Raw genomic sequence first — 4,941 nt, forward strand, 5'->3', positions numbered from 1 at the left:
GTCGGTCGGGGTCGGGGTGGCCGGTGAGGTCGTGGTGGTGGAGGGTGAAGCCGGTTTCGGGTGGGTCGATGTGCTGGTGGGCGGTGGCGCCGTCGGTGACCAGGCGGGTGCGCAGGATTTCGTGGCGGGTGACGATGGTGTCGAGGGCGTGGGTGAGGGCGTCGCGGTCGAGCCAGCCGTCGAGGTGTAGGGCCATGGGCATGTGGTAGGCGTGGCTGACGCCGCCGAGGCGTTCCAGGAACCACAACCGCTGCTGCGCGAACGACAACGGCAACGGACCGGACCGGTCGACCGGGCGGATCGGCGGCAGCGTGTCACGACCGTCCGGCGTCAACCGGGCGACGAACGCGGCGAGCACCGGTGCCGCGAAGAGCGCCGCCGGTGACACCTCCCAGCCCAGCGACTGCCGGATCTTCGCCACCAGCCGCATGGCCAGCAGCGAGTGGCCACCCAGGGCGAAGAAGTCGTCGTGCCGACCGACCCGGGTGACCCCCAGCACCTCGGCCCAGATCCCGGCGACCATTGTCTCCAGCAACCCGACCGGCTCGGCGTACCCGCGCTGGCCGAACGCCTCCCCGTCCGGCGCCGGCAACGCCGCCCGGTCCAGTTTGCCGTTGGGCGTCAGCGGCCACGTCGCCACCCGGACGAACGCCGCCGGCACCATGTACTCGGGCAGTTCGGCGGCGAGCCGGTCGCGCAGCGCCCCGGCCTCCGGTGACTGGCCGGCAGCCGGCCGGACGTAGCCGATCAGCCGCTGGTGGCCGCTGCTGTCCGGACGCGCGACGACGACCGTCTCGGCCACCCCCGGGCAGGCCGCCAACCGGGCCTCGACCTCGCCCAGTTCGATCCGGAAACCCCGGACCTTGACCTGGAAGTCGTCCCGGCCGAGGAACTCGATCTGCCCGTCCGGCAGTCGGCGACCCAGGTCACCGGTCCGGTAGAGCCGGTCGCCCGCTACGAACGGACTGGCGGTGAAGCGCTGCGCGGTCAGGTCGGGTCGGTTCAGGTACCCGCGCGCCACGCCCGCGCCACCGATCCAGATCTCGCCGGCCACCCCGTCCGGTACCGGTTCACCGGCGGCGTCGAGCAGGTAGACCCGCACGTTGGGCAGCGGTCGACCGATCGGCAGGCAGCCCAGCTCGGCCACGTCGGCGGTCGGCAGCAGATAGCAGGTGCTGTCGACGGCCGCCTCGGTCACCCCGTACGCGTTGACGATCCGCACCCGGGGGCCGCACAGCTTCCGGAGCGCGACGGCGTTCGCCACGCTCCAGGAGTCCGAGCCGCAGACCACCGTCTCCATCCCGGTGAGGTCACCGCCGGTCGCCTCCAGGTAGCCCATCAGCGGGTTGAGCACCGCCGGCACGAAGTCGGCGAAGTCCACGTCGTGCCGGCGCAGCAGGGCGTACAGGCCGGCGCTGTCGAGCAGCAGCGGACGCGGGCAGAGCACCAGCCGCCCGCCGAACCCCAGCGACCGCACCACGTCGGCGGTGAACACGTCGAAGGAGAAGCTGGCCATCTGAAGGTGCACCAGGCCGGGGCGCAGGTCGAACAGCCGTTCCCAGGCGGCGGCGACGGCCACCAGCTGGCCGTGTTCCACCAGCACCCCGTTCGCGGCGGCGGTGGTGCCGGACGTGTAGATCACGTACGCCAGGTGCCGGGCGGTCAGCCCGTCGACCACCGGCGGGTCGGCCGGCAGGTCGGCCCAGCGGGCGGCGTCCCGGTCGAGGTCGACGACGTCGACGTCGGTACCGGCCAGCGCGGCGTGCAGCCGATCGCGGGCCGGACCGTGGGTGACCGCCACGACCGGTGCGCTGTCCCGCAGCATGTAACCGAGCCGCTCGACCGGGTACGCCGGGTCCAGGGGCAGGTACGCGCCGCCGGCCTTGAGGACCGCGAGCAGGCTGACCACGGTGTCCAGCGACCGTTCGACGCAGATCGCGACCAGCCGGTCCGGCCCGACGCCCCGGTCCCGCAGGTGGTGCGCCAACCGGTTGGCCCGCGCCGCCAACTCGCCGTAGGTCACCTGGTGGTCGCCGTCGACGACGGCCACCGCGTCCGGATCGTGGGCCGCCCGCTCCTCGACGAGGTGGTGCACACACCGGTCCGGCGGGTACGGCACGGTCCGGTCGTTGCCGTCGGTCAGCAGGCGGTGCCGCTCGGTGGGGGGCAGCACGTCGAGCCGGTCCACGGCGGTGTCGGGCGCCTGCTCCAGCGTGTCGGCCAGCGTCTCCAGGGCCCGTTCGACCATCGCGCAGACCTGCGCGGCCGGTACCCCCGCCGAGGCGGCGACGGTCACCACGACGTCGTCGCGCAGGTCGTCGACGTCCAGCGCCAGCGGATAGTTGCCCCGCTCCTCGGCGGCCAGGTAGGTCAGGTCGTCCGCGTCGACGGTGACGGTGCTGGCGGGTTCGGCCAGTACCTCGGCGTGCCGGTAGTTCAGCAGGGCGGTGAAGAGCGGGGCCGGTGGCACCACCGCACTGCACGACTGGGCCAGGGCCAGGGCGGCGTGCTCGTGCCGGATCAACCCGGTCAGCATCCCGTGGGTACGCCGTACGCAGTCGGCGGCGCCGGTCCCGCCGAGGGTGATCCGTACCGGGAGGGTGTTGATGAAGGGGCCGAGCACCCGGTCGATGCCGGCGCCGCCCTGCAACCGGCCGAAGAGCACGGTGCCGAACACGACGTCCGACCGGCCGCTGGCCCGGGCCAGCACCTGACCCCAGGCGACGTGGAAGAGACTGGTCATGCTGACCTGGAGGGCCTGGGCCCGGTCCCGCAGTCGTCGGGTCAGCGCCGGGCCGAGGCGGAGCCGGGCGTCCCGCATGGTGTGCCCGTCACCGTGGATGTCCAGCAGCCCGAACGGCGCCGTCGGGGTGTCCACGTCGTGCAGCATCCGGCGGAAGAAGCTCTCCTGCTCGCTCCGGTCGGTGCCGCGCCGGATCCGCGCCACGAAGTCCCGGAACGGCAACGGCGGGGGCAGCCGGTCGGCCTGACCGGCCAGGTGGGCCCGGATCTCGGCGTTGAGCTGCTTGAGCGAGGTGTTGTCGTCGATGATGTGGTGGATCAGCTCCAGGGCCAGCCACCGGCCGTCCGCCGGGTTCCGGGCGACCAGCAGCCGCAGCAGGGGCGCCTGGTGCAGCGGCAGCCGGCCGTACCGCCGGTCGAAGTGTGCGCGGAGTTGCCGGCCCGGGTCGCCGCCGGCCGGGTCGAGGGTGACCTCCTCCACCGGCAGCGGCGCCCGCCGCCACACCACCTGTACCGGTTCGCTGACCCCCTGCCACACCACGGCGGTCCGTAGGATGTCGTGCCGGGCGACCACCGCCTCCAACGCGGCCCGGTACCGGTCCAGCCGGTCCCGGTCGGCGAACCCGATCAGACTGGTGACCAGGTACGGGTCACCGTCACGGGCCATCAGGTGGTGGAACAGGATGCCTTCCTGCATCGGGGCCAGCGGGTAGATGTCCTGGACGTTCGGCGTGCCGCCGGAGACGGTGGCCACCACCGCGTCGATCTCCGGTTGGCTCAGGTCCACCAGCGGCAGCAGGTCCGGGGTGATCCGGGCGCAGCCGGCCGGGATCAGGTTGGGCGGTACGTCGTCCTGGTCCGGTCCGGCGCCGACGGCGGTGGCCAGGTCGGTCAGGATCGGCGCACCGAAGAGCACCCGCACGTCGGCGTGCATGCCCTGCCGGCGCATCCGTTCCAGGACCCGCAGGGCGAGCAGCGAGTGCCCGCCGAGGGCGAAGAAGTTGTCGTGCCGGCCGACCTGCGCGATGCCGAGCACCTCGGCCCAGATGGCGGCGAGCGCGGTCTCCGTCGGGCCGACCGGCGCCACGTACTGCCGGCTGGCGAACGCCATCCCGTCCGGCGCGGGCAACGCCTGCCGGTCGAGTTTGCCGTTGGCGGTCAGCGGCCACTCGGCGATCCGCACGTACGCCGCCGGAACCATGTGCTCCGGCAGGACGCCGGCCAGCCGGGTGCGCAGCGCGTCGGCGTTCAGTTTCCGTACCGACGCGGTGTAGTAGCCGACCAGGCGGGTCTCACCGGCCGCGTCCGGCCGGGCCAGCACCACCGCCTCGCGTACCCCCGGGGCGGCGGCGAGTTGCGCCTCGATCTCGCCCAGCTCGATGCGGAAACCCCGGATCTTCACCTGGAAGTCGTTGCGGCCCAGGTACTCCAGGTCGCCGTCGGTCCGGAAGCGGGCCAGGTCACCGGTGCGGTAGAGCCGGTCACCGGGTACGAAGGGACTGTCCAGGAACCGTTCGGCGGTCAGCTCCGGGCGGTTGAGGTACCCACGGGCGACGCCGGCACCGCCGACGTGCAGTTCCCCGACGACCCCGGGCGGTACCGGCTCACCCCGACCGTCGAGCACGTAGAGCCGCAGGTCCCCGATCGGCCGGCCGATCGGGCTGACCCCCGCTCGTTCGGCGTCGGCCGGGGTCAACGGCCGGTACGTCACGTGCACCGTGGTCTCGGTGATGCCGTACATGTTGACCAGCTCGGTGCGCCCGTTGCGGGGGTCGGCGTACCACGGCCGCAGCATCGTCGGGTCCAGCGCCTCCCCGCCGAACACGACGGTCCGCAGGGTGTGAGTCCGGGCGCTGTCGGCCTGCGCCGCGACGAGGCTGCGGAACGCGCTGGGCGTCTGGTTCAGGACGGTGACGCCCTCGGTGCAGAGCAGCTGGTGGAAGTCGGCGGGGGAGCGGCTGGTCAGCTGGGGCACGATCACCAGCCGGCCGCCGTGCAGCAGCGCACCCCAGATCTCCCAGACCGAGAAGTCGAAGGCGAAGGAGTGGAACAGGCTCCACACGTCGGTCGGACCGAAACCGAACCAGGGTGCGGTGGCCGTGAAGAGCCGTACCACGTTGGCGTGTTCGACCATCACGCCCTTGGGGCGGCCGGTGGAGCCGGAGGTGTAGATGACGTAGGCGAGGTGGTCGGGGTGGG

Annotated in this window: 1 protein-coding gene; it reads right to left on the minus strand. The window is 72.9% G+C overall.

Annotation, left to right across the window (positions count from 1 at the left end; translation table 11 throughout):
• Positions 1 to 4,941, minus strand: a 4,941-nt coding sequence (locus tag GSF22_RS30515) for a non-ribosomal peptide synthetase (RefSeq protein ID WP_208817373.1), incomplete at both ends; no start/stop codon positions are given.

The sequence above is a fragment of the Micromonospora echinofusca genome, from assembly GCF_017614955.1.
Taxonomy (GTDB): domain Bacteria; phylum Actinomycetota; class Actinomycetes; order Mycobacteriales; family Micromonosporaceae; genus Micromonospora; species Micromonospora echinofusca_A.